Genomic DNA, 25,869 nt, shown 5'->3' with positions numbered 1-25,869 from the left:
CCTTTCGTTGCCATTTAGTTTGCCTTGGCAGCCAAAACAGTCTGAATTCTTGCAATATTCTTGCGAACCTCTTTGATTCTGCTGGTATTATCTAACTGGTTGGTTGCATTCTGGAATCTTAAATTAAAAAGTTCCTTCTTAGCAGCTACTAATTCTTCATTTAACTCTGCGGACGATTTCGCATTAAGTTCTTCTACATACTTATTAATTTTCACTGTTATCACCGCCTTCTAAGTCTGCCTTGGAAACGATCTTACACTTCAGTGGCAACTTGTGTGTTGCAAGACGAAGAGCTTCCTTTGCTGTTGCTTCATCCACACCGCCGATCTCGAAGAGAACGCGGCCTGGCTTTACTACTGCTACCCAATACTCAAGAGCACCCTTTCCGGAACCCATACGAGTCTCAGCCGGTTTTGCGGATACTGGCTTATCTGGGAAAATCTTAATGAATACCTGGCCACCACGCTTGATGTAACGTGTCATGGCAATACGAGCTGCCTCGATCTGGTTGGACTTAATCCAACAAGGCTCGGTAGCAACAATACCGTACTCACCATAGGTGATCGTAGTTCCTCTGTTAGCTTTACCAGCCATAGAACCGCGGAACTGCTTACGACGCTTAACTCTCTTTGGCATTAACATAATTATTTATCGCTCCCTTCCTTGTTAGACTTGGTAGGAAGGACCTCACCCTTGTAGATCCAAACCTTAACACCAACCTTACCGTAGGTAGTGTTTGCCTCTGCGAAACCATAATCAATGTCAGCACGCAGAGTCTGCAGCGGGATAGTTCCATCGCTGTAAGTTTCGGTACGGGCCATATCAGCACCGCCCAGACGTCCAGAACAGGTTGTCTTGATACCAAGAGCACCAGACTTCATAGCTCTGCTCATAACGGACTTCATAGCTCTACGGAAAGATACACGGTTCTCAAGCTGTGCAGCAATGTTCTCAGCTACTAAAACAGCTTCCTTATCCGGTCTCTTAACCTCTTTAATATCTACAAAAACCTTCTTGCCATTTACGTACGGAGCAAGCTCGCCCTTTAACTTCTCGATCTCAGCTCCGCCCTTGCCGATTACAATACCCGGCTTAGCAGTGAAGATAATAATCTTAACACGGTCTGATGCACGCTCGATATCGATCTTAGATACACCAGCACTGTATAACTTCTTCTTTAAGAACTTTCTGATATTGTAGTCCTCTACAAGATTATCAGAAAAATCAGCTTCAGCATACCACTTGGAATTCCAGTCCTTGATGATGCCGACTCTCATGCCATGAGGATTAACTTTCTGTCCCATAGTGCCCTCCTATTATTTCTCGTTCAGAACTACAGTAATGTGGCTTGTTCTCTTTAAGATACGATAAGCTCTACCCTGTGCTCTCGGTTTGATTCTCTTCATGGTAGGTGCCTGGTTAGCGTAGCACTCCTCTACGTAAAGGTTACCTGCCTTCATTCCATTATTGTTCTCTGCGTTTGCTACTGCAGACTCAAGCAACTTCTTGATTAAAGAAGATGCATATCTCGGATTGTAAGTTACAATACCAAGTGCAGTTGCAACGTCCTTGCCTCTAATGGCATCTAATACAAAACAAGCCTTCTGAACAGAAACTCTTGCATAAGAAAGGGTTGCAGATGGTCTGGTGTCCTTCTGCTCATTTCTTGCTCTCTTAATTTGGGATCTATGTCCTTTTGCCATGACTTGTGTTACCTCCTTTCAAGTATATCCGATTAACGTTTGCTCTTCTTGTCGTCCTTACCGTGACCTTTAAAGGTTCTGGTAGCAACGAATTCGCCCAGCTTATGACCTACCATATCCTCGGTAACATATACCGGAACATGCTTTCTTCCGTCATGAACTGCAATTGTATGTCCAACCATCTGCGGGAAGATTGTAGAACGACGAGACCAGGTCTTAATAACCTGCTTCTGTCCCGCTGCGTTCATAGCGTCTACCTTCTTCAGTAAACTCTCGTCAGCAAATGGTCCTTTCTTTAATGAGCGAGCCATAGGTTTTAACCTCCTTAATTCGATTCAATGTGAGACAAAATTACTTAGATAAAGCTTTTCCGTCTCTTCTTCTTACGATCAGCTTATTGGATGCCTTCTTCTTAGATCTGGTCTTCAGACCCAGTGCAGGCTTACCCCAAGGTGTACACGGACCTGGACGTCCTACCGGAGCACGTCCCTCACCACCACCGTGTGGATGGTCATTCGGGTTCATAACAGAACCGCGGACTGTCGGGCGAATACCCATGTGACGCTTACGTCCAGCCTTACCAATGTTAACCAGAGAGTGCTCTCCGTTACCAACAACACCGATAGTAGCACGGCAGTTGATCGGAACCATTCTCATCTCACCTGATGGAAGTCTTAATGTAGCATACTTGCCTTCCTTAGCCATCAGCTGAGCAGCAACACCAGCGGAACGTACCATCTGTGCACCAGCACCCGGATACAGCTCAACGTTGTGTACCTCAGTACCAATCGGAATTAAGGATAATGGTAAACAGTTACCAAGTCTAGCCTCTGCATGCTCACCGTTCATGATCTTCTGACCAACCTTAAGTCCCTGAGGAGCTAAGATGTAAGCCTTCTGACCATCTGCGTAGCAGATAAGAGCGATATTAGCTGTTCTGTTCGGATCGTACTCGATAGAAAGAACGGTTGCAGGAATGTTATCCTTGTTGCGCTTGAAATCAATGATTCTATATTTTCTTCTTGAACCGCCGCCATGATGTCTTACGGTAATTTTACCCTGATTATTGCGGCCGGAGTTCTTCTTTAAAGATACTGTCAGGGACTTCTCTGGAGCATTCTTTGTGATCTCAGTGAAATCCAGACCCGTCATATTTCTTCTGGACGGTGTATATGGGGTATACTTTTTGATTCCCATGATTGTTCTCCTTTACAGCATTTATTGTCACGCTTTTGTGCGTATATTCCTTGTGGGAATTACAGACCTGCAAATACCTCAATCTCCTTGCTGTTCTCAGTCAAGGTTACGATTGCCTTCTTTGTCTTTACGGTCTTTCCTTCTGTTCTTCCTCTTCTCTTGGTCTTTCCGTCATTGTTCATTGTGTTAACGGTCTTAACCTCGGTTCCAGGGAACATCTTCTCTACAGCTTCCTTGATCATTGCCTTGTTAGCTTCCGGATGAACCAGGAAGGTGTACTTCTTGTCAGCCATGATGTCCATGCTCTTTTCTGTAACAACCGGCTTTAAAATAACGTCATAATATCTAATATCAGCCATTACGCATAGACCTCCTCAATCTTCTCTACTGCTGCCTTAGTAGCAACAACAGTGCTGTACTTTAAAATATCGTATACGTTGATCATGCCTGCATTTGCAGTCTTTACAGATGCTACATTGCTTGCGGACTTGATTACGTTCTGATCGTCCTCAGCCAGAACAACTAAAGCCTTAGAAACCTTAAGGTTGTTCATAACTTCTACGAACTTCTTTGTCTTAATCTCATTCAGAGCCAGCTCATCAACAACGATGAACTTGTTCTCCTGTACTCTGCTGGTCAGAGCAGACTTCAGAGCAGCTCTCTTCTCTTTCTTGTTCAGCTTAATGGTGTAATCTCTCGGTACTGGAGCGAATACAACACCACCGCCTGTCCACTGCGGAGCTCTTGTTGAACCCTGTCTTGCGTGACCGGTTCCCTTCTGCTTCCATGGTTTTCTTCCGCCTCCGGATACCTCAGAACGTGTCTTTGCTTTCTGAGTTCCCTGACGCTCTGCTGCCAGATGTGCGGTAACAACCATCTTTACCAGATGCTCATTGACTTCTACGCCAAAGATTGCATCATTAAGATCCATCTTACCGACCTCGGCACCCTGCATATTATAAACAGCTACTGTAGCCATTAGTGTGGTCCTCCTTCCAACTTCTGTAAAAGCAATCAAGCCTTTACTGAATACTTCAATGTTACTAAAGACTTCTTCGGTCCAGGTACTGCACCCTTAACCAGAATCAGGTTCTGCTCAGCATCAACTCTTACGATCTCAAGGTTCTGGATTGTTACCTGTACATGTCCCATATGACCTGGCATGTGCTTACCCTTGAATACGCGTCCTGGTGTTGTTGCAGGGCCGTTGGAACCAGCATGACGATGGTACTTAGAACCATGAGCCATAGGTCCTCTGGACTGTCCGTGTCTCTTAATAGCGCCCTGGAAGCCCTTACCTTTGGAGATTGCAGTAGCATCAACCTTCTCGCCTGCTGCGAAAACGTCTGCCTTAATCTCATCCTTAACTGAGTAATTCTCAGCATCATCAAGTCTGAACTCTCTTACGAATCTCTTGTAAGAAACGCCAGCCTTGTCAAAATGTCCCTTAACCGGCTTGTTAACCAGCTTCTCGCGCTTGTCAACGAAACCTACCTGAACTGCGCTGTAACCGTCGTTTGCTACGGTCTTAACCTGTGTTACTACACATGGTCCAGCCTGCAGTACGGTAACCGGAACCAGTGTGCCCTTTTCGTCGAAGATCTGTGTCATTCCGACCTTTGTTGCTAAAATAGCCTTCTTCATCCTATTACCTCCTGTGAATCTACAGCGGATTGGGATTTTTCCCAATCATCCTAGAACCGTGGACATAAGTGGAACAATTGCTTGTTGCTTCTATATCAACGTAATTCCGGACATACTTGTTTAAAATTACTTGTTTTTCATCTTAATATCAATATATACACCAGCTGGCATCTCCAGACGGGACAGTGAATCTACTGTCTTCTGAGATGGCTGAATGATATCGATGAGTCTCTTGTGAGTTCTCTGCTCGAACTGCTCTCTGGAGTCCTTGTACTTGTGTACCGCTCTCAGAATTGTAACAACCTCTTTCTTAGTCGGCATCGGAACTGGTCCGCTTACCTTAGAGCCTGTTTTCTTAACAGTATCAACGATCTTTGCAGCGGACTGATCTACCAGCTGATGATCGTACGCCTTCAGAGTGATTCTCATTACTTGACTTGCCATAAAAAAAAGCCGCCTCCTTTTCGCACTTTTTAAATAAGTACGACAAGTGGTGACTGTACACTACCCCGTGCGTTTCCTAATCTCCGCACAGTCCGTTTCTACCTCAATGTTTGTAGATGTTTCATTGTATACAGTGACTTGTCGCCAGTTTCTTGACTTGACATTCGCTCCACGGAAAACCTGCCCTATCGGCAGCAACCTCGCGCTTCTTTGCTATCATGTCACAGCAAGGTATACTATACACTATATCAAAACAAAATGCAAGCACTTTTTTCAAATTTTTTAAAGTTTTTTTCGACCCGGAAGTTTACGAAGGGTGGTTCGACGATTGGCAACACTCTATTGACAGGATGCCTGTTCTTTCTTATACTTATATATGTGATTTAGAATTACTGGTACCAACGAATTGCTCCGTTGCAATGCAACTCTCGCAATTCTAAAAACATTCGGTATCGTATATATATAAGAAAGGTTGGATATTATTATGTGGCTGGCTGATAACTGGAAGGACTACGAAGTCCTTGATACCTCTAACGGAGAGAAACTTGAGCGCTGGGGAAATTATCTTCTGGTACGTCCGGACCCTCAGGTTGTATGGAACACACCTCACACCAATCCGGGTTGGAAGAAAAAAAACGGACATTATCATAGAAGCAGCAAGGGAGGCGGTGAATGGGAGTTTTTCTCTCTGCCGCAGCAGTGGAGCATTCATTATGGAAAGCTTACCTTCCAGTTAAAGCCATTCTCTTTTAAGCACACAGGCTTATTCCCTGAACAGGCTGCAAACTGGGATTGGTTTTCTAACCTGATTCAAAATGCAAACCGTCCTATTAAAGTACTTAATTTATTTGCCTACACCGGCGGTGCAACACTTGCTGCAGCAGCTGCTGGCGCTTCTGTTACTCATGTAGATGCTTCAAAGGGCATGGTTGCCTGGGCAAAAGAAAATGCAGCATCTAGTGGACTGTCTGATGCACCGATTCGCTGGATTGTTGATGATTGTCAGAAATTTGTTGAACGAGAAATCCGACGCGGCAATCACTATGATGCAATCATCATGGATCCGCCATCTTATGGACGCGGACCTAAGGGTGAAATCTGGAAAATTGAGGATGCTATTCATCCACTCGTATCACTGTGTTCACAGCTACTTTCTGACAAACCGCTATTTTTCCTTATTAACAGCTATACAACCGGTTTTGCTGCTTCTGTCTTAACATATCTTCTTGGACTTGAGGTTGTAAGCAAATTTGGCGGTCATGTTGTTTCTGATGAAATTGGTCTTCCTGTAACACAGTCTGGTCTTGTTCTTCCATGCGGTTCATCTGGTCGCTGGACAAGTATGTGATACCAGGGTTAAAAGCTCAAAAAGCCGTTCGTGCTTGCACTAAAGGCTTTGAGCTTGGAACCCGCAAAAACATGAGGATGCAGCGATTTTCGAAGAAAATCAGCGAATCCGAATGTTTTTAGAATTGCGAGAGTTGCATCGCAACGGAGCAATTCGTAGGTATCACATTATATAGTATAGAAGAAACACCTCAAAAAAAACTGGTCTCCCCTGGGAGGCCAGTTTTTTTTGTCTACTTATAGATTATTGTGGTACGCTCTGAAACAATGTCTGTCCCTCACCAAGTGGAAGATATCCAGCGTTTCCTGATGCATCCTCTACGTAAAGATAAAATGCACCTGGTTCATTTGCCGCCTGGATCAGCTTTCTTGGGAATACCTGTGTTCCCGTGCCAAGTGTTGCCGCTGGCGCAGCATCTGCTGCTGCCGAACTTAACAAATTCGTATCTGCTGCCAGAATATAATTAAACTGTTCCTGTGATGTCAGATCAACAAGCTCATATTCGTAGTTTCCAGTTGTCTCACTTAATGCATCCTCTGCAATCACACCATCCTTTAATTCATATGGAATCTTGCAGACATAACGGCCAAGACTGTCAATAGAAATTGGGCTTGTCACTGCTAACGTAAATCCACCATTTTCATCAAATGTTCCATTTGCGGAAGAAGGTGTAAGTACATGGGACGTATTATACAGGCGCGCTGCATTTCCATATCCGTTAAGCACGGTAAATGTTCCATCCTGCATAAGCGGTGTAGAAAGATCGGTTCCGCTTAATACGCGGAAACTGGTAACAGAGTTGTCTGCACCTGTTCCAACAACTACAATATTAAGCTGATTATCGGATGTATTTAAATCACATACCTCTACCTTATATGCTGCACTGATTCCTGTACCAACTGTATAATCGGTACCATTCACATTGACGATAAGGCTGGTTGTACTTCCATCCTCTGCTACCTCAGTACGATATTTGAAGAAGTCTGCTGCACCATCTCCATTAAGATCTGCCGTATAATTAGTTCCTTCTGCTGAAAGTGTAACTGCTGTTCCATCTGCAAATGAAATCTCTGTAGCTGGATCAGCCGGCTCTGTCTCTACCTGCGGAACTTCCTGCGGCTGAATCTGATTTAATCCTGTATAAGAAGATTTTACCACACCATTATGAACATTAAGTGCACCATCTTCAAACTGCATTCCATCCTGAGTCCATGACACATTGATGTAACTTGGTGTTCCTGCTGCATCTGTAAATGCAATCTGAATCAAATTACCAACTGCACTTGAACGATTCCAGAAATGAAGGTCTGTTGGTTCTGCACCAATTAGTGCGCTTACCTGTGACCAGATATCCTGTGCACCCGGCATCGCATCAAACTGACTCTTTGCCAGTTCCTGTGCTGCATACTCACTATAGCCTCCGTCAGAAGCAAGCAGATATGCAACTCCATTCATTCCATTGTCTAACTGTAAGCTTACGCCATCTGATACAAATACACCCGGAAGCAAATCTGCTACCATATAGCCATTTGCACCATCTGCTCCATAAATGCAGGAATATGATTCTCCTGTTGAAGTGGTGACGCTCAAAACAAACTGTGTTGTGCCGTTTGCAATAGCATTAACACTGCATGATGCAACATCAGTGATTGGGAAAATCTCAACTGCATTGGAAGTAGAATCCTCTCCATTGTACCAGATTTCCTTTCGTCCGCCTACATCAACAAGTGCAAATGCTTCCTGAACACCATTTCCATTAAAATCGTAGAACATATAGCTGTTTCCTACAACACTTCCACCAGAATCTGCAGAAATCTTTGCAAGAATATTTTCTGCATTTCGCTCCGTTGGTGCTTCCGGCGTCTCATCTGGTGATGGATCTGTTGCTGGCGTCTCATCTGGTGACGGTGCTGGTGCTGATGTCTCATCTGGTGACGGTGCTGGCGCTGGTGTCTCATCTGGTGATGGTGCTGGTGTCTGATCTGAAGATGGAGCCGGGGCTGGTGTCTGATCCGGTGATGGATTTGTGGCTGGCTGCTGATCTGAAGATGGAGCCGGGGCTGGTGTCTGATCCGGTGATGGATTTGTGGCTGGCTGCTGCTCTGAAGAGGGGGCTGTGGCCGGTGTCTGCTCTGGGGACGGGGCTGGGGCTGGCGTCTGCTGCGGCTGCGGCTGTGACGCTGCCTGCTGTGCGGTCGTCGGCTGTGTTGGAACTGTCTGCTGCGCAGAGCTTGATGGCGTGGACGCATTATTGTCAAGTGAAAGTGAAGTTCCCTCAACTACCTCATCTGCCATATACTTCATATAATTCCATGCAAAGCTTCCCTTTACACAAATTGCCTTCTGAACCTTTGAAAAAGCAAGGTTTCCAATCTCTTCAACTGATTCCGGAACTACAACTTCTTTCAAAAGCTCAATATCAGACAATGCAGAATCATCCAGTTTCTTCATTCCATCTGGAAGCTTTAAATACTGAACTGACGTATTGTTCTTAAATGCATGTGAACCAATTGAAGTTACCGAATATCCGCCGATTTCTGCCGGAATACGAACAACTTGTCCCTGATCATTGTACTCAACAAGCTTTAACTCATCATTTGAAAGCTCATAGACATTTCTTCCGGAAGTAACCTTGTTGTCTTTGATTTCAACTACTTCAGTTTCTGTCTCCTTTTGAGTTTCTTTCTGTGTTTCTTTCTTCGTATCCGTATCCTGTATCTTATCTACTGTATACGGAATCTGCTTATTGCTCTTTTTTCCACTGCTGAAAAGAAGAACAATCAATACGATCATCGCAGCAATCAATGCAATTACTGTGACAATAATAACAACAAGAATACGATTTGTTTTTGGATGAGCCGGTTCATAATCATCATTGTCGTAATCATCATTACCGTAGCTGTCATCCTCTTCGTCATAATCGTAATCATCATTCAGATTTTCTTCATAATCATCATCTGAATCTGAATCGTAGCCTTGATCTGGCTGCTCTTCATAATTGTCTTGTACCTTGACTTTAGAGGGGCGTATCTTTGTTCCGCAAATTGGACAAATCGTGCTTCCCTGCGCTAGTCTGGCACCACATTTCGGGCAAATCATATGCTTCTCCGTTCTGCCGCATTTTTGCGGCTTTTTTTAAGTTATCGTCTGCGTGTAACGTAAACGATAACGCCTTTAACCTTTCGTATCATACCATAAGTATGAGTTTATTTCAATGTTTCAAATATCCAAAAACATTACATTTCTTTTACAAAACTGCGTCAATCCACGCGTTCCTTTCCCCAGAAAAATAATGCTACTGTTCCCGGGCCGGTATGACTGCCAATTGTAGCACCAATCGGATAAATTTCAACTTTTCCATTTAAATTAGGAAAGCGGCTCTCAACAAGCATTGCAACAGCTTTTGCGTCATCCATACACTCTGACTGACAGATATAGCATTTGCCCGAATATGCCAAACCTCCCTCGGCATTTTCTTCCATCTTCTGAACGATGCGCTGAATCACTTTTTTCTTCGTGCGCACCTTCTCTCTTGCTGTCAAATGTCCCTCATAGTCCACATTTAACAAAGGACAGATTCCAAGCATACCTCCAAAAAATCCAGCTGCCTTTGATACTCTTCCGCCTCTGATAAAAAAAGTAAGATCAGAAGTAAAAAACCAGTGCTGCAGTTTCTTTTTATTTTCACACACCCATGCATACAATTCATCTATGCTCTCTCCTGCATCTCTTCTGTCTGCCAGAGTATCTACTAACAAACCATAACCTGAGGAAGCTGCCAATGAATCCACTACATAAATTTTTCTGTTTGGATATTCTTCTCTTACCTGTTCTGCTGCAATACATGCTGAATTGTAGCTGCCTGAAATTCCGCTTGAAAGCGTTAAATGAAGGATATCCTTTCCCTCATCAAATATTTTTCTAAAAAAATCTGCATACTCACCGATACTAACCTGTGATGTCTTTACATCCTCACCTGCAAGCATTCTGCGATATAATTCTGCCGGAGGCATCGTCTGACCAAGATCATCCAGATAGTCCGTTCCTCCCAGTTCATAGTGAAAGCACACATAGCGGATTCCACGCTTATCAAAATATTCCTTCGTCAAATCAGCTGTAGAACAGCAGCTGATGCAATATTCTGCCATACTCATCTCCTCCTTATAATTAAAGCATTAAAACAGTTACAGTATATCTTTTTTGCTTTGCAAATACAAGTAGCGTTAAAGAGAAAATGCACCGTTTATCATTCCTTATCTTTTTTTCAGAAAATGTTCGCGATTAGGATAAATTTCCCTAAACACCTCTAAAGCAGCTCTTTGAAGCGGCTCAAATTCTTTTTCCATTCGCAGACTATGAGGTGCATCAAACACAATTCTGCTTATTTGTTCAGCGATCTTTCCTGCAATGCTTTCATCTGACAGCTGTCCCATTCCAAAAATAACAGAAGTAAAGCCACGTCCTCCTGTACTAATCTCAATATATTTTCTGCATGTGTTTTTTAACTCTAAAAAAATTATTTCCTGCTGAGTCTTTGACTTTCTTTCAAATTCATATAAATTCAGACCAAGAATAGCTTCTATCGCAAGCTTTTTCTTTCTGCCTCCCAAATCCATGCTTCCGCTTTCTACAATATATTTTAAATTCATAAGATAACCAACAAACATATCCTTCCGTGGCTTACCTTTTCCATATCTGGTCTCCCAGAGCTTCATTCGAAGTTTATCTTCTTCACTCATGGTTTCATTTTTATTTTCCAGAAGCATCTGCTGTCTTTTAAGCGGATCTGTCTGTTCATAATAGTTTATCAGCCAATCTTCCATTTTCAATCTTTCCTTTCCGAAAATGAACCTTTTTATTGTTCCATAAATGATTCCACATTTTCTACTGTCACCTTTTTATACGGCAAAAAAATATATCGTTCATTTTCCAGATCCTCCTTTGGCGGTGTCTGACCTTGAAACAGTGTCATCGCAAGACGCGAAATCTGCTCAGCTTGTCCATGCCTGTCATTATACACAGTCCCCTGAATGGTGCCTTTTTGGACAGCATCCAATGCACCTTCCAAACCATCTATTCCAAAAATCATCGGACGTCTGTCTTTATCATAATCAAGTGCATCATACGCAGCAACTGCACCAAGAGCCATCTCATCATTATTAGAAAGCACTAGTTCAATCTCGTCTCCATATTGATTAATCAACTGTGTCATCTTATTTTCAGCTTGTCCACGATTCCAGTTTGCAAACTGGAAACTTAGTCTTTCTAATATAATGCCCTGTTCTTTAATTGTTTTTACCACACTGTCTGTTCGAATGATTGCATCCTGATGACCTGTCTCACCCTCAAGAAGTACATATTGAATCTTTCCGTCCTGATTTCGATCTACTGCGTCATTGTCTCGTATCATATCTGCTGCAATCTCACCCTGCATCATACCAGACTGTCTGGCATCTCCGCCTACATAATACAGCTTATCCCACTGCATCAAATCCTCTCTCACTGGCTCTCTATTAAAGAAAATAACAGGTATATTTTCCTTTTTTGCCATCTTTATTATATTTGACGGCTCTGTCCTGTCAACGAGATCAACAGCAAGTATCTCACAGCCAGCATCAAGCATTTCCTTCACAACTTCATTTTGAATCTTCTGATCATTTTTTCCATCCCTTACAGTCATAATCACCTTTAGAGAATCTGACTCATATCCCGCCAGATCTTCCTTCAGACAATCTGTAAGCGCATTAATAAAGGGGTCGTCCTGCGTGTATAGCACAACACCAACACGAAGAACATCTCTTTTTTTCTCACTATTCGCCGTACATCCTGTCAGACACAACAACATGCATCCGATCAGAATACTTCTTATCTGATACTGTTTCATTGAAATCTCCATTCCTTTTTGGCTGACTATATGCAAATTCTCAATCATACGTATGAAGAAAATGCTGTACCTCTTCTCTGAAAATATCTTCTTTATGCAGCAGATGATACTCAATCGTCTGGTTGTTAATCGTATACAGATGATTTTTCAGCACTTTTGAAATTTCTATAGCGCTATGATATCCCATTCCATATCCATCTATCGCAATCAATCCATCAATCACAGAATCATCAAGATAATATACACACTTTATACTATTTCCAATCCCATAGATTTTCGTGTCACTCTCTTTTTTCTGTGCATACATCCCTGCTACCTGCTCTAAGGCACTTGTGTCAAATACAATCAAATAGTCAACTGGCTGCTGCTCTTTTAACCTCTGTGTAATTTCCATATCATATGTGATATTCATATCAAACTGAATCTCACATCCCGTATCAGAAAGCACATCTAATACACCCTGCATACATTTATCAGTACAGTCTGTTTTCTTAAATCCGCTTATAATTCCAACAGTTTTGCCTTGAATATTATTTTGATTGCGGCTTAATAAGTCCTGTGCCAATGTATATCCCATACGGTAATAGTCCGGCGTAATAACAGGCAAATCAGAATATTTTGATGTATGGTCTTCCTCTTTTTCACGCAGCGCATCATTTGCTACAAGAAGCATTGGCTTTTGTACGCGAATTTCTCTAAGCATATCAATAGTATCCCTGCCCGGCGCCGCCTGAACAATAAATGCATCAACCTGATTATCCAGCTGATCATAAATCAAGTTCTTCTCCTCATCTGCATTTTCAATTTCATCTGTATTGCAAATAATCAAATGTATATTTGCGATTCCAGCTGCCTGCTTTAGACCATTCATAAAGGAGTTCCATTTTTCATCACCTGATTTTTCAACAATAACTGCTACACGCTTCTGAGGCTTTTCATCTTCAAAAATCAGATGCACACAAAACAGCAGTAATATGCCAAGACAAATTTCTGCTAACAAAAAAGTAGTTTTTGTTTTTTTCATGATTCACCCTCTTTTCTGACTGGCTTCCCCGGAGTCTCAAGCACTTCACAATTTTCCTTAGTGTATGGCACAGCAGGCAAATGAATCGTGACCGTTGTTCCCTCATCTAGTTCACTCTCCACAATAAGACCATATTTATTTCCAAACATCAGCTGAATACGCGTGTGCACATTAATGAGTCCTACACCAGAACCATGTTTGGGTCCTTTCTGATTATCTTTTAAAATATTTTCTACATCTTCATGACGCATTCCCATTCCATTATCCGTAACTGAAAGATAGATTTCTGCATCATCTTTCCAACCTTTGACAATAATTTTAGGCTGGTCATCCTCATCCATATTTCCTACACCATAATATATAGCATTTTCAAGAATCGGCTGCAAAATAAGCTTTACCGTACAAAACGGATAAATTTCTTCTGAAACATCATATTCTGTCACAAAACGCTCCTTGTAGCGATACTTTTGAATATTCATATAATTTTTGCAGTGCTTTAGCTCATCCTCAATACTAATAATCGTCTTTCCTCTTGACAAACTGATTCTAAACAGCTTGGCCAACTCAGATATCATAAAAACTGCATCCTGATTTTTATTGGCCTCAACCATCCAAGTGATAGATTCCAAAGTATTATAAAGAAAATGCGGGTTGATCTGACTTTGCAGTGCTGCCAATTCACTCTTTCTTCTCTCATTCTGCTGCTTCACAATTTCTTTCATTAACCGCTCAATTTCTTCATACGAATGCTGGACAGATTTTCCAAGATGACGAATCTCATATGAGCCTCCAATATAGATATCAGGCTTTTCCCCAGCTTCATATGCCCTTACAGATGCATCCAGTTTAAGAATTGGACTTGAAATCCTTTTCGACACAATGCGATTGACTAAAAGAAGCATCATAATCAGCATAATCACAACAATTACCATATAAATACGAAACTGTTCTCGGCTGTCTGTTCTAATGTCCTGCTTTACAATGCCTACCATCTTCCAGCCCGTATATGATATAGTGCTTACAATTGCAGTCTGCTTATCTCCACTTGGGCTGCGCAAATTTTTATATACACCATCTTCATTGCTGCATACAATACTGAAATCTTCCTCAAACAATCCATTGCTGATTTCATTTGCATAAGGATGATAAATCAGATTTCCTTCCCCATCACAGACATAATAATATCGCCCCCTGTTTTGATCATTCACCTGATTCATCATTTCCTCAATAAAGGAATATTTCATATCAACAAGCAAAATACCATTTTCAGGTCTGTCTCCATCAATACCGTCTACCGCACGACTTAGGGAAATCACCCAATGATAGCTCTTTGCATCATCCTGAAATAAATTCTGCATATGAGGCGTTGAAAAGTGCATATTTTCAATTTCCTCTGCTGCATTTTCAAACCAAGACTGCCAAAGCACCTCTATGCCATCCTTCTGCAGCGTAACTGGCTCTGCCACAATAAGATTTCCTTCCATATCATAAAGCGCAATACTCTGTATTTTGTCCTTATTAAAATCATATAGAAAACTCAGCTGCTGATTAAACTCCGGACTAGACACATCAAATGCCTGTATAATATTATATGTGACAGTATCTGAAATCTGTCTCATATTTTTCAGATACTGCTCCATGGAATTGACTGTGCTTTCCATCAGGTTTTGTGTGTTGCGAACTTCATTCTGACGCATAGCCATTTCATATCGATTGTAAAGCAATAACCCCATAGATATAGACGTAATTACCGTCATCAAAGAAAGAACCGTCATAATGACAGACTGAATATCTGACACTTTTCTTTTTTTCATACTCATTTTCCCATATGCTCTGTGCGATATTTTGAAGGCGACATTCCATATTTGCGTTTAAAAACATATCCAAAATAGTTTGCGTCCTCATAGCCAACATGTTCTGCAATTTCATAATTTTTTTCATTTGTTTCAAGCATCAGATGAACAGCCTGCTGCATTCTGTAATCTGTCAAATATGTAATAAATGAAATGCCCACTTCTTTCTTAAAAATAGAAGAAAAATAGGAATTTGATACACCAAGCTTTGAACATACGGTATCAAGTGACAGATCTGCATCTGCATACTCATCACGAACAATATTTTTTGCTTCTGAAATAAGGTAACGCAGTGAAGAATTTCTGGCATTTTTTAGTTCATCACTGATCGATAGTGCTACTCTGACAAGCCAGGCCATTAATGCACTTTCATCCATCTTTGTAATTTCTTCATACGCATTTTTGATTTCTCCGGCATGATCTTCAAATTTCATATGATTATTTCCACAGAAACGATATAGATGCCCTACAATTTCCAGCACAGTAAAATTATACTGCATAATTGTTTTTGCATTATCTTTTAGTTCCTTCACTAAAGAAAAAACTGCATGTTCAATATCTTCACGTACCCCAATATGAACTGCCTTGAACACATCATTCATATTAATATCATCTGGCTGCATGGAAAGTCCCTGCCCCTTCGGTGCAATATCTGCAATATTGATAGAACAGCCTGATCCGTAAATAACACGATACGAAAGTGCTTCCCATGCCCCTTCATAGGAAAAACGAAGATTTGATACTTCATTGCACACCTTACCTATTCCAACAGTAACAACTGCACCAAAAAAGCGGTCTGCCCATTTGCAGAAGCGGTCACAGTCATCCGTCAGTCTCGTGATTTCATCTTCTTTGCCTAAATTTGCTACCATAACAATATTTCCCAGATAAGAAAAATATCTGCAGTCCCATTTGCCGCGGAATTTTTCTTTTACTTCTCTTTGTACAGATATCGAAAGCAGAAGTGGTGTCATCCCGTCAGGAACATGATTTTCTGATGTATGGAAAACAGCGCAGCAAAAATATGAACCTGGCAAAGAAATCTGATAATCATTTAAATATTTATTTATTTCACTGTCCGAAATGCGTCCCTCCACAAGAGAACAAAAGAAATTTGTTTGAAGTACAGGAAGGGAATCTGTGTAGTACTGCTCTAGCTTTCTGACATTTAATTTTTCTTCTCTCTCTTTATCGAGTACGTTTTTTAATCGTTTGAGACATTCAGAAAGCTCATTGGCATTGATCGGTTTTAATATATACTCTTCAATTTCAAGATGAACTGCTTCTTTGGCATATTCAAACTCGTCAAATCCAGTCAGAATTAAAATTCGCACGCCTGGATTCTCTTCCTTTAAATTACGTGCCAGTTCCAATCCATTCATATATGGCATTTTGATATCGGTAATGACCACATCTGGCTGCAGTTTTTCTGCTATTTCCATAGCTTTTACACCATTCTGTGCTTTTCCGATTACCTCAAATCCCAATTCTTCCCAATTAATTCTTTGTTCAATTGCATTTCTGACTTCTTCCTCATCATCTACAAGAAGTACTTTATATGTAGTCATCTATATTCCTCCATGTTTACTAAGAAATCTTTCTGCATTTACAAAAAATGGCACGAACTTCTTTATAAATAGATTCGTGCCATCTTCATTATACTCTTTTTTTACCAATTTTCCACTAGTAATATTATTTTTTTATACATTTTTTGTGCATTACTTCTTCTTTACGTACTTGAGACAGTCGAGTGTAACTGCTACGAGAATGATAATACCTTCAAAGATAAACTGAAGGTTTGTATCAATACCAAGAATAGTAAGGGAATAAGTCAGTGCAGTGAAGATAAGTACACCAGTTACAACACCAGAGATCTTACCAATACCACCAGTAAAGGATACACCACCAACAACGCAGGCAGCGATAGCATCCATATCCCATCCTTGTCCATAAGCTGCACTACCAGAACCGATCATACGATTACATTCCAGCCAAGCACCAAATCCATACAGGATACCTGCAAGAACGAATGCGCCCATTGTTACTGCAAATACAGAAATACCAGATACAGCAGCTGCTTCTGGATTACCACCAACTGCATACAGATTCTTACCAAACGTTGTCTTATTCCAGATAAACCATACAACTGCAACTGCAACAACTGCCCACAGAATAATGGTTGGGAAATTTCCAATTCTTGGAATAAACATTGCCGGGATGGAAGAATCAATTGCTCCAAAGGATACGCCCTTTGTTGCATATGTTACAAGACCAAAGATAATAAGCATGTTTGCCATGGTAGAGATAAATGGATGCATCTTAAATCTTGCCATAAAGAAACCTGCAATTGATGCAAATCCAGTTGTCAGAATCACACATACAAGCAGTGCAAATATTGCACGAGCTGGTGCAGGGATTCCAGTGAAGTCAAAGATATGGCCAAATACACCGCCCGTATTAATACCATTGTGCATAATAATGGTTGCTGTTACCATACCCATACCAACCATTCGGCCTACAGAAAGATCAGTACCGGTTAACAGAATCAATCCTGCTACACCAAGAGCCAGGAAGATACGAGGTGATGCCTGCTGAAGAATATTCAAAATATTAGCTGTTGTCAGAAGCTGCGTATCCTTTACAACTGGTGTTATAAAGCAAAGTGCGATAAAAATCAGGATAATTACAATATAAAGTCCGTTCTTATAAAGGAACTGCGGTGTGTTAAATGTATACTTGTAATTTTCCAGTTTCTGAAGCTTCTTCTGTCCATAAGTAAACTTTGACATACGAAGCAAATCAATCAGATGATACTGATGCACAAATGCCTCATGCTTTCTGTCCTTGATTTCCTGAAGCTTTGACTCATGCACCATCTGTGCGTCATACAGACGATTCTTATATACATACTTCTCGTCCTTAAGCTCCTGTTTGTCTGTCATGCCGGAAATTGTACGCTCATGCTCTGCTTTGAGATTTGCGCGAATCTTTTCATATTCTGCATTCTCAGCTTCCTTTTGAGCTGCACAACTTGCTGCAACCTTATCGTAATAATCTTTCTTAAAATGAGTCTTCAAATAAGATTCTGCATCTGCAATCAGCTTGGAAACTTTATCTTTATTTGCAGTTTCTACCTCTCTTGCCTTTACAAGAAGCTCCTGATCCTTTCGGATAATTGCATTCTGCTCCTCTTTTGTATAATTCTTATCTTCCTTTGTTAAAGAGATATGTGTCTTTAATGCCTGCACCTTATCAGAACCATCTACACGCAGGGCATCTATCTGTGCCTGTATTTTACCAACATATTCATCAATCGGCTTTAAAAGCTTTGCTTCCTCTTCTGCCGAAAGATATCTCATATCATTTGCCATAGCTCTCGTACTCCTCTCTATTACAAATACTTTGCACTAAGTCTAAGCAGTTCTTCCTGATTTGTTTCCTTGGTGTTTACAATTCCTGCCAGATGACCGTTTGACATTACACCGATTCGGTTTGTAATTCCAAGAATCTCCGGCATCTCAGATGAAACAACAATGATTGTCTTTCCCTGCTTAGCCATATCAATAATCAGTTCATAAATCTCGTACTTAGCACCAACATCAATGCCTCGTGTCGGATCATCCATCATGAAAATCTTTGGTGAACGCTCCAACCATCTTCCAAAGATTGCCTTCTGCTGATTTCCACCAGAAAGGTTTGCAATCATATCATCTGGTCCCATGCACTTTGTATGCATAATACGAATTTCTTCTGCAGTTGCTCTTACCATTTCATCCTTAGATAATGCAATGCCAGATTTATACTGATTCATATTAGCAATTGTTGTATTAAAGGTGATATCTGCTTTTAAGAATAATCCATCAGCCTTACGTTCCTCAGTAATTAACGCAAATCCATGATCCATTGCATCTTTTGATGAATTGAAATTCATCAGCTTATCATCATAGTAGACACGTCCGGCTGCTCTTGTACGAATACCAAATATTGTCTCAAGAAGCTCTGTACGACCCGCACCAACCAGACCATATAAACCAAATATTTCTCCCTTTTTTACATCAAAGGTTATATCTTGAAGCTTCGGTGCATATTTCGTAGATAAATGCTCTACTCTTAAAATCACATCACCCGGTGTATTATCAACAGGCGGGAAACGATTATCTAATGATCTTCCTACCATAGCAGAAATCAACTCATTCATGTTGGTATCACTACAGTTTTTAGTCATTACAAGAGCACCATCTCGAAGAACAGAAACCTGGTCACAGATCTCAAAGATCTCATCCATCTTGTGAGAGATATAGATCAGTGAAATTCCCTGTTCACGAAGCTGTCTCATCATCTTAAATAATTTTTCAACTTCTGGTGCTGTCAGAGATGAGGTTGGCTCATCCAAAACAATCACCTTTGAATTATAAGAAATTGCCTTTGCAATTTCACACATCTGTCTCTTTGAAACAGACATTTTTTTCATCGGCTGTGAAAGATCTACCGTAATGCCAAGCTTACGGAATAAATCAGAAGCCTCTTTTTTCATTCTTCCCTCATCAATTACTCCGAGGGATGTTTTCGGGTAGCGACCCAGGAATAGATTATCAATTACATTTCTTTCCAGACACTGATTCAACTCCTGATGAACCATTGCCACACCATTTTCCAAAGCATCCTTTGGACCTGTAAAGCTAATCTCTTTCCCGTCTAAAATTATTGTTCCTTCATCTTTTTGATACGTACCAAAAAGACATTTCATCATTGTCGATTTACCTGCACCATTCTCACCCATCAAACCCATGATTGATCCTCTCGGCACATCCATGTCGATATGCTTTAGAACCTTGTTCCTTCCGAATGATTTGCTCATGCCGCGGATCGACAAGACGATATCCTTATTACCTTCTTCCATATCCTTACTCCTTTCAGAAAAAGAGGGTGTCAGAAGTTCTAACACCCTCGGACCTTTTGCTAGCAAAAAATCTCTATCAATTACTGCTTAAGGAGAGATGTATAAGATGCTGCATTGTCTGTCTTAACCATATTGATTGCGAATGCATCATACTCGCCTGGATTACCAAGACGGTTTGTAATGTTAGACTCTGTCTGACCATCACCACCAATGTATTCAACCTTTAAGTTCAGCAGATCATCATAGTTCTGAAGAAGTGGCTGATAAGTTGAGCTTAAGAAGTTATCAGAAGCATTGTAGATATTTAACCATACCTTCTTCTCTGGGCTCTTAGAAGCATCCAGCTGATTTGAAACCTTGCTGTATACCTTGGTAGAATCGGTGAAATCCTTATAGTTATCTGCTGTGATCGCAATATTTAATGCATAGTAGGATCTCTCATCTGCACTATATCTATAATCAACGCCTTCTTCCAGCTTGTTGCCTGCTGCATCTGCAGTACCAATACCAGTATCGATATCTACACCGTCCAGTGCATTTCTTAAAACTCTCAGTGTCAGGTAAGCCTGAACGTCTGCATGCTGGGAAATTGTTCCGCCGTAGCCTTCTGCAATTGCTGCAACTGCGTCACTGTTTGCATCATAACCAAATGTAGGTACTTCGTTCTCCTTTGCCCATGCATTGAACATAGACATTCCCATACCATCATTGTTAGATACAACAACATCGATCTCATCACCAAAAGATGCTGCCCAAGTTCCGATTGCATTACCAGCAGTAGCTGCATCCCATGTAGCACCTGCTGAGTTCTTCATTTCCTGTGCTGCCAGCTCACGGATGGTATATTCTTTTCCATCTACCTCGATAGTAGAATCCTGAACGATCTTAGAAGAACCATCTGCATTTGTTCCGATAGGAGATGCATCAACTACTCCATCAGTCTCAACGCCAGTTCCCAGTGCAGAACGAACACCACGTGTTCGTGCGATGGAATCGTTATGTCCGATATCACCAATTGCTAAGATATAACCGATTACGCCGTCACCATTACGGTCCATAGATGCTGCATTTTCCTTAATATAATCAAGTACCATCTGACCCTGAAGTTCAGCACCCTGATTTGCATCAAAACCAACATAATATGTCTTATCGTTAAAGTTCAAAGCATCCTTGTCAAGCTCTCCTGTAGAACTGTTAGATGGCTGACGGTTGAACCATACTAATGGCTTCTTGCTATTGTCAACACTCGTCTTGTTTCCTGATCCCGATCCTGAACTGCAGGCTACCAATGAACTGGAAAGTGCTGCTCCTACAAGTAATGGAAAGATTCTGCTCTTTTTCATGTTTTACTCCTCCTTTGAAGTATGTGCTTTATTAACTGTCCTTATTATATTATTCACAAGCGCATAATCATATAGAAAATTTTTATATGAACCATTGAAATTTTGTGTATTTTATTATTTTTAATACTTTTCAAATGTTAGTTTTATGATTGTAGCAGTCATTTTGCTTGATTTTGCAAGATATTAGAAATTCATTCTAGGCAGTTCTTCTATATTAGTTTAATTCTGATTTTTTATTCAGCAGTTTAGTGTGGTAAAAAGCCACAATATTTTATTGCTATTTCTTTTGCATGTCAGCATGATTTAGACCAAAAGGTATAAAAAAAAGACAGCCACTTGCAGGCAAGCCTGCAATGACTGTCTCTCACGCGCTTTCACACGCTTATTTAATTACTCAAACGTAAATTATTCAACGATAGAAACTACTCTACCAGAACCAACGGTACGTCCACCCTCACGGATAGCGAAACGAAGACCCTGCTCCATAGCTACTGGGTGAATCAGCTCGATGGTCATCTCTACGTTATCACCTGGCATACACATCTCGGTACCAGCCGGAAGCTCACAAACACCAGTAACGTCAGTTGTTCTGAAGTAGAACTGCGGTCTGTAGTTGTTGAAGAATGGAGTATGACGACCACCCTCATCCTTGGTCAGAACGTATACCTGAGCGGTAAACTTTTTGTGGCACTTTACAGAACCTGGCTTACACAGACACTGACCTCTTTCGATATCAGTTCTCTGAACACCACGAAGCAGAGCACCGATGTTATCACCAGCCTGAGCCTCATCCAGAAGCTTACGGAACATCTCGATACCAGTTACAACTACGGTTCTGTTCTCTTCCTTGATACCTACGATCTCAACGGAATCGTTCAGATGCAGAGTACCTCTCTCTACTCTACCAGTAGCAACAGTACCACGACCAGTAATAGAGAATACGTCCTCAACTGGCATCAGGAATGGCTTATCAGTATCACGAACCGGATCCGGAACGTAGCTATCAACAGCTTCCATTAACTCAATGATCTTGTCTCCCCACGGTCCCATCGGATCGTTCAGAGCCTGCAGAGCTGAACCTCTGATAACCGGAATGTCATCACCCGGGAACTCATACTCGTTTAACAGCTCACGGATCTCCATCTCAACCAGTTCAAGAAGCTCCTCATCGTCTACCATATCACACTTGTTCATGAATACAACGATGTACGGAACGCCTACCTGACGGGACAGAAGGATGTGCTCTCTAGTCTGAGCCATAACACCATCGGTAGCAGCTACAACCAGGATAGCACCATCCATCTGTGCAGCACCGGTGATCATGTTCTTAACGTAGTCAGCATGTCCTGGGCAGTCAACGTGAGCGTAGTGACGATGTGGAGTCTCATACTCAACGTGAGCGGTAGAGATAGTGATTCCTCTCTCTCTCTCTTCTGGAGCCTTATCGATGTTCTCGAAAGCAACTTCCTCGCCAGTACCATATCTTGCATGAAGAGTCTTGGTAATAGCAGCAGTTAAAGTAGTCTTACCATGGTCAACGTGTCCGATGGTACCAATGTTACAATGCGGTTTCGTTCTTTCAAATTTAGCCTTTGCCATGATTGAAATTCCTCCTTAAATATTGCCCAGAGGGCATAAATGTCTTGTGTTAGACTGACACTGCTCTCAGTATATTACATAATGAGAACTTTTTCAAGTCTAATTTTAGGAAATAATAAAAATTTTATCATTATATGCCGTGCAGACAAGCTGCACAGCATTATGATTTTGTTTATTTGTTCTTTGCGCTTAGAACCTTCTCCTGAACATTCTTCGGAACTGGCTCATACTTCTCAAAGAACATAGAGTAGTTACCACGACCCTGAGTCTTAGAACGCAGGTCTGTGGAATAGCCGAACATCTCAGCCAGCGGAACATAACCTCTAACGATCTTTCCACCGCCCAGGTCATCCATACCCTCGATACGGCCACGACGGGAGTTGATATCACCGATAACGTCACCCATGTATTCCTCAGGCATAGTAACCTCAACCTTCATGATAGGCTCAAGAAGGACTGGGGATGCCTTCTGCATAGCTTCCTTGAATGCCATAGAACCAGCAATGTGGAATGCCATTTCAGAAGAATCGACTTCATGATAAGAACCGTCGTATACATCAGCGCATACACCGATAACCGGGTAACCGCCAAGGATACCGCTCTTAGTAGCCTCTTCGATACCTTCGCCAACAGCCGGGATGTATTCCTTCGGAATAGCACCACCAACAACAGAAGACTTGAACTGGAACAGTTCTTCTCCGTTGTAATCCATTGGTGTGAAGTGTACCTTACAATGACCGTACTGTCCACGACCACCAGACTGCTTAGCATACTTGCTATCTACATCAACAGCCTTAGTGATTGCTTCCTTGTAAGCAACCTGAGGTGCACCAACGTTTGCCTCAACCTTGAACTCACGAAGCAGACGGTCAACAATGATCTCCAGATGAAGCTCACCCATACCAGCGATGATGGTCTGTCCAGTTTCCTGATCAGTGTGCTGACGGAAGGTCGGATCCTCCTCAGCCAACTTTGCAAGAGCCTCGCCCATCTTCTGCTGTCCAGCCTTAGTCTTCGGCTCGATAGCCAACTCGATAACTGGCTCTGGGAACTCCATAGACTCAAGGATTACTGGATGCTGCTCATCACAGATTGTATCACCAGTAGTTGTGATCTTGAAACCAACAGCTGCTGCGATATCTCCGGAATAAACCTTATCAAGCTCCATACGCTTATTAGCGTGCATCTGAAGAATACGGCCTACACGCTCCTTCTTATCCTTTGTAGCATTGTATACATAGGAACCGGAGTTCAGAGTACCGGAGTAAACTCTGAAGTAAGCTAACTTACCAACAAATGGGTCAGCCATGATCTTGAATGCCAGAGCTGCAAATGGCTCTTCATCAGAAGAATGTCTTACAACTTCGTTTCCGTCCATATCAACACCCTTGATTGACGGGATGTCGGTTGGAGCTGGCATATACTCGATGATTGCATCCAGAAGCTTCTGAACACCCTTGTTACGATAAGCACTACCACAGCATACCGGAATAGCGGTACAATTGCAGCAGCCTTTACGAAGAGCAGCCTTCAGATCAGCAACTGCGATCTCTTCACCCTCAAGATACTGCATCATCAGGTCATCATCAAGCTCACAGATCTTCTCGATCAACTCGGTATGATACTCCTCTGCCTGCTCCTTCATATCTTCCGGAATATCGCAGATGGTGATATCATTACCCTTATCATCATTGTAAATATAAGCTTTCATCTCGAACAGGTCGATGATTCCCTGGAAATCATCTTCCTTACCGATTGGAAGCTGAAGAACGATTGCGTTCTTACCTAATCTGGTACGGATCTGCTCAACAGCACCGTAGAAGTTTGCACCAAGGATATCCATCTTATTGATGAATGCCATTCTCGGTACGTTATAGGTATCAGCCTGACGCCATACGTTCTCGGACTGAGGCTCAACACCACCCTTTGCACAGAAAACGCCAACGGCGCCATCAAGTACACGAAGGGAACGCTCAACCTCTACAGTAAAGTCAACGTGTCCTGGGGTATCAATGATGTTGATACGATGCTCCAGAGCACCTGGCTTCGGCTTGCAGTTTTCTTCCAGTGTCCAGTGACATGTAGTAGCTGCAGATGTGATTGTGATACCTCTCTCCTGCTCCTGAGCCATCCAGTCCATGGTAGCAGTACCCTCATGGGTATCACCAATCTTATAATTAACTCCAGTATAATACAGAATACGCTCAGTCAGAGTAGTCTTACCTGCATCGATATGAGCCATAATTCCAATATTTCTGGTTCTCTCCAATGGATATTCTCTTCCAGCCAAGATTTTTTCCTCCTTAACTTGCTGTAAATATCAGATAATGCAACTATTAGAAACGATAGTGAGCAAATGCCTTGTTTGCATCTGCCATCTTGTGCATATCTTCCTTTCTCTTTACAGCGGAACCTGTTCCATTTGCTGCATCCATGATCTCGTTTGCAAGCTTATCTTCCATGGTCTTCTCGCCTCTCTTACGGGAGAACATGGTTAACCAACGAAGAGCAAGAGCCTGTCTTCTTTCTGGCTTAACCTCGATCGGAACCTGATAAGTTGCTCCACCGATTCTCTTAGCCTTAACCTCGAGAACTGGCATTACATTGTTCATTGCCTCTTCGAAAACTTCTACAGCTGGCTTTCCGGTCTTTTCCTCAACCTTGTTGAAAGCGCCATAAACGATCTTCTGGGCAACACCCTTCTTACCGTCTAACATAATGTTGTTGATCAGCTTGGTAACAACCTTATTGTTGTATAACGGATCTGCTAATACGTCTCTCTTCTGAGTATGTCCTTTACGTGGCACGATACTTCCCTCCTTAACTACAATACGAGGCTTTCGCCTCTCAGTTATCTCATCGGTACTCACATCCATCTTTGTGTTCGCGCTCGGTTCTTGTTTCTCCAACACAAGCAGCGTCCTCGACGC

24 protein-coding genes are annotated in these 25,869 nt (G+C 41.8%); 1 reads left to right on the top strand and 23 read right to left on the bottom strand.

Translation table 11 applies throughout. The features are described from left to right. Positions 1–14: 14 nt before the first annotated feature. The 10 genes from rpmC to rpsJ all read right to left on the bottom strand — a co-directional run bounded on the left by rpmC (position 15) and on the right by rpsJ (position 4,988). Complete coding sequence (gene rpmC, locus LKD48_RS09735) at positions 15–215, bottom strand: 50S ribosomal protein L29 (protein WP_066562122.1); 201 nt, start codon at positions 213–215, stop codon at positions 15–17. Then, positions 205–642 carry a 50S ribosomal protein L16 gene (gene rplP / locus LKD48_RS09730; protein ID WP_066562121.1) on the bottom strand — a complete coding sequence of 146 codons (438 nt, stop codon included), beginning with the start codon at positions 640–642 and terminating at the stop codon, positions 205–207. Before rplP ends, rpmC begins: the two co-directional genes overlap by 11 nt. Before the next feature lie 2 nt (positions 643–644). After that, on the bottom strand, positions 645–1,304 hold the full coding sequence (gene rpsC / locus LKD48_RS09725; protein ID WP_066562119.1) for a 30S ribosomal protein S3: 660 nt from the start codon (positions 1,302–1,304) through the stop codon (positions 645–647). Positions 1,305–1,316: 12 nt separating this feature from the next. After that, positions 1,317–1,703 (bottom strand): 50S ribosomal protein L22, encoded by a 387-nt coding sequence (gene rplV / locus LKD48_RS09720; RefSeq protein ID WP_118613765.1) that lies wholly within the window; start codon positions 1,701–1,703, stop codon positions 1,317–1,319. 32 nt (positions 1,704–1,735) lie between these two features. Next, positions 1,736–2,014, bottom strand: a complete 279-nt coding sequence (gene rpsS / locus LKD48_RS09715) for a 30S ribosomal protein S19 (protein ID WP_066562117.1) — start codon at positions 2,012–2,014, stop codon at positions 1,736–1,738. A gap of 40 nt (positions 2,015–2,054) precedes the next feature. Beyond that, positions 2,055–2,900, bottom strand: a complete 846-nt coding sequence (gene rplB, locus LKD48_RS09710; RefSeq protein ID WP_066562115.1) for a 50S ribosomal protein L2 — start codon at positions 2,898–2,900, stop codon at positions 2,055–2,057. A 59-nt stretch (positions 2,901–2,959) separates the two neighbouring features. After that, on the bottom strand, positions 2,960–3,259 hold the full coding sequence (rplW, locus tag LKD48_RS09705; RefSeq protein ID WP_066562113.1) for a 50S ribosomal protein L23: 300 nt from the start codon (positions 3,257–3,259) through the stop codon (positions 2,960–2,962). Then, positions 3,259–3,879 (bottom strand): 50S ribosomal protein L4, encoded by a 621-nt coding sequence (gene rplD / locus LKD48_RS09700; protein WP_066562111.1) that lies wholly within the window; start codon positions 3,877–3,879, stop codon positions 3,259–3,261. Before rplD ends, rplW begins: the two co-directional genes overlap by 1 nt. Positions 3,880–3,914: 35 nt before the next feature. After that, positions 3,915–4,544: a 50S ribosomal protein L3 gene (gene rplC, locus LKD48_RS09695; protein WP_066562109.1), complete on the bottom strand. Its 630-nt coding sequence runs from the start codon at positions 4,542–4,544 to the stop codon at positions 3,915–3,917. Between the two features lie 126 nt (positions 4,545–4,670). Beyond that, positions 4,671–4,988: a 30S ribosomal protein S10 gene (gene rpsJ / locus LKD48_RS09690; protein ID WP_066562108.1), complete on the bottom strand. Its 318-nt coding sequence runs from the start codon at positions 4,986–4,988 to the stop codon at positions 4,671–4,673. Between the two features lie 484 nt (positions 4,989–5,472). Here rpsJ and LKD48_RS09685 point away from each other — a divergent pair, with 484 nt between their 5' ends. After that, positions 5,473–6,336, top strand: coding sequence for a class I SAM-dependent methyltransferase (locus LKD48_RS09685; RefSeq protein ID WP_308731905.1), 864 nt, complete (start codon positions 5,473–5,475; stop codon positions 6,334–6,336). A gap of 243 nt (positions 6,337–6,579) precedes the next feature. On the opposite strand, the gene LKD48_RS09680 is transcribed toward LKD48_RS09685, so the two are convergent. The 13 genes from LKD48_RS09680 to rpsG form a co-directional block, all read right to left on the bottom strand. Beyond that, on the bottom strand, positions 6,580–9,435 hold the full coding sequence (locus LKD48_RS09680) for a leucine-rich repeat protein (protein WP_308731904.1): 2,856 nt from the start codon (positions 9,433–9,435) through the stop codon (positions 6,580–6,582). 161 nt (positions 9,436–9,596) lie between these two features. Beyond that, entirely contained in the window at positions 9,597–10,484 is an 888-nt protein-coding gene (locus LKD48_RS09675; protein WP_227100198.1) for a DegV family protein, read from the bottom strand. A gap of 105 nt (positions 10,485–10,589) precedes the next feature. Continuing rightward, the gene (locus LKD48_RS09670) at positions 10,590–11,159 is read right to left on the bottom strand and encodes a DUF6553 family protein (RefSeq protein WP_308731903.1); all 570 of its coding nucleotides are present in this window, start codon (positions 11,157–11,159) and stop codon (positions 10,590–10,592) included. A 32-nt stretch (positions 11,160–11,191) separates the two neighbouring features. Further along, positions 11,192–12,220 carry a galactose ABC transporter substrate-binding protein gene (locus LKD48_RS09665; RefSeq protein ID WP_308731902.1) on the bottom strand — a complete coding sequence of 343 codons (1,029 nt, stop codon included), beginning with the start codon at positions 12,218–12,220 and terminating at the stop codon, positions 11,192–11,194. Between the two features lie 40 nt (positions 12,221–12,260). Continuing rightward, complete coding sequence (locus LKD48_RS09660; RefSeq protein ID WP_308731901.1) at positions 12,261–13,244, bottom strand: sugar ABC transporter substrate-binding protein; 984 nt, start codon at positions 13,242–13,244, stop codon at positions 12,261–12,263. Next, positions 13,241–15,058, bottom strand: coding sequence for a sensor histidine kinase family protein (locus tag LKD48_RS09655; RefSeq protein WP_308731900.1), 1,818 nt, complete (start codon positions 15,056–15,058; stop codon positions 13,241–13,243). The genes LKD48_RS09660 and LKD48_RS09655 overlap by 4 nt, the downstream gene beginning before the upstream one ends. A 2-nt stretch (positions 15,059–15,060) precedes the next feature. Continuing rightward, positions 15,061–16,665 carry a response regulator gene (locus LKD48_RS09650; protein ID WP_227100203.1) on the bottom strand — a complete coding sequence of 535 codons (1,605 nt, stop codon included), beginning with the start codon at positions 16,663–16,665 and terminating at the stop codon, positions 15,061–15,063. Positions 16,666–16,815: 150 nt separating this feature from the next. Then, positions 16,816–18,468 (bottom strand): ABC transporter permease subunit, encoded by a 1,653-nt coding sequence (locus LKD48_RS09645; protein WP_308731899.1) that lies wholly within the window; start codon positions 18,466–18,468, stop codon positions 16,816–16,818. Between the two features lie 20 nt (positions 18,469–18,488). After that, positions 18,489–19,997 carry a sugar ABC transporter ATP-binding protein gene (locus LKD48_RS09640; protein WP_308731898.1) on the bottom strand — a complete coding sequence of 503 codons (1,509 nt, stop codon included), beginning with the start codon at positions 19,995–19,997 and terminating at the stop codon, positions 18,489–18,491. A gap of 80 nt (positions 19,998–20,077) precedes the next feature. Next, positions 20,078–21,340, bottom strand: coding sequence for a substrate-binding domain-containing protein (locus LKD48_RS09635; protein WP_227100206.1), 1,263 nt, complete (start codon positions 21,338–21,340; stop codon positions 20,078–20,080). Positions 21,341–21,745: 405 nt separating this feature from the next. Then, positions 21,746–22,939: an elongation factor Tu gene (gene tuf / locus LKD48_RS09630; protein WP_227100207.1), complete on the bottom strand. Its 1,194-nt coding sequence runs from the start codon at positions 22,937–22,939 to the stop codon at positions 21,746–21,748. A 172-nt stretch (positions 22,940–23,111) separates the two neighbouring features. After that, positions 23,112–25,229 carry an elongation factor G gene (gene fusA / locus LKD48_RS09625; RefSeq protein ID WP_227100208.1) on the bottom strand — a complete coding sequence of 706 codons (2,118 nt, stop codon included), beginning with the start codon at positions 25,227–25,229 and terminating at the stop codon, positions 23,112–23,114. Between the two features lie 46 nt (positions 25,230–25,275). Continuing rightward, on the bottom strand, positions 25,276–25,746 hold the full coding sequence (gene rpsG / locus LKD48_RS09620; RefSeq protein WP_066562083.1) for a 30S ribosomal protein S7: 471 nt from the start codon (positions 25,744–25,746) through the stop codon (positions 25,276–25,278). Positions 25,747–25,869: the final 123 nt, after the last annotated feature.

This window comes from Anthropogastromicrobium aceti (genome assembly GCF_020687335.1).
In the GTDB taxonomy this organism is placed as follows: Bacteria; Bacillota; Clostridia; order Lachnospirales; family Lachnospiraceae; genus Anthropogastromicrobium; species Anthropogastromicrobium aceti.
This window is presented reverse-complemented; position numbering and strand designations above follow the sequence as displayed.